The organism is Synechococcus sp. R8-2 (assembly GCF_047461715.1).
Lineage (GTDB): Bacteria > Cyanobacteriota > Cyanobacteriia > Thermostichales > Thermostichaceae > Thermostichus.
The window spans coordinates 1-1,207 of the sequence record NZ_JANSHQ010000736.1 but is presented as its reverse complement, the minus strand read 5'-3'; the positions used below and the strand labels follow the sequence as shown (position 1 = coordinate 1,207).

General features: G+C 56.8%; 1 protein-coding gene. It reads left to right on the top strand.

What is annotated here, in order from left to right:
* Positions 1 to 77 precede the first annotated feature (77 nt).
* Complete coding sequence (gene psbA / locus NW819_RS14340; protein ID WP_011432036.1) at positions 78 to 1,142, top strand: photosystem II q(b) protein; 1,065 nt, start codon at positions 78 to 80, stop codon at positions 1,140 to 1,142.
* Positions 1,143 to 1,207: the final 65 nt, after the last annotated feature.

Here is a 1,207-nt window from a genome sequence, read left to right as displayed (position 1 = left end):
AGGTAGTTGACGAAACTTAACGGATGTTTTAAGTTTAGGTTGTCAATCTTCGCGCTTCCTTAGGGAAGTTTGTCCTCATGACTACTGTTATCCAACGTCGCTCAACCAGCAACGTGTGGGAGCAGTTCTGCGAGTGGGTCACCTCCACCGATAACCGCCTTTACATTGGCTGGTTTGGGGTGCTGATGATTCCCACCCTCCTGACTGCCACCACCTGCTTTATCATCGCCTTCATTGGGGCTCCGCCGGTGGACATTGACGGCATCCGCGAGCCCGTTTCCGGTTCCTTGCTGTACGGGAACAACATCATTTCTGGGGCTGTAGTGCCCTCTTCGGCAGCCATTGGCCTGCACTTTTACCCGATTTGGGAAGCCGCCTCACTGGACGAGTGGCTGTACAACGGCGGTCCGTACCAGCTGATTGTGCTGCACTTTTTGATTGGGGTGTTCTGCTACATGGGACGCGAATGGGAGCTGAGCTACCGTTTGGGGATGCGGCCCTGGATTGCGGTGGCTTACTCTGCGCCGGTGGCAGCGGCCACAGCAGTGTTTTTGATTTACCCGATTGGGCAGGGGTCGTTCTCGGATGGGATGCCCCTGGGGATTTCGGGGACCTTCAACTTCATGCTGGTGTTCCAGGCAGAGCACAACATCCTGATGCACCCGTTCCACCAGCTGGGCGTGGCAGGCGTGTTTGGGGGTGCGCTGTTTAGTGCCATGCACGGGTCGCTGGTGACCTCGAGCCTGATTCGGGAGACCTCGGAAGAGGAGTCTCAGAACCTGGGGTACAAGTTTGGGCAAGAGGAAGAGACCTACAACATTGTGGCGGCGCACGGGTATTTTGGCCGGTTGATTTTCCAGTATGCGTCGTTCAACAACAGCCGGAGCCTGCACTTTTTCCTGGCGGCTTGGCCGGTGATTGGGATTTGGTTTACGGCGCTGGGGATCAGCATCATGGCGTTCAACCTGAACGGGTTCAACTTCAACCAGTCGATTGTGGACAGCAACGGTCGAGTGGTTGGGACGTGGGCTGATGTGTTGAACCGTGCCAACCTGGGGATGGAAGTGATGCACGAGCGGAATGCGCACAACTTCCCGCTGGATTTGGCGGCGGTGGAGGTAGCGCCTGCGGTGCGTGGCTGATGGCCTGACCTGACGCTTCAACAGCATTGGTGGATCCCCCGGCTTGGTCTGGGGGATTTTTTTGT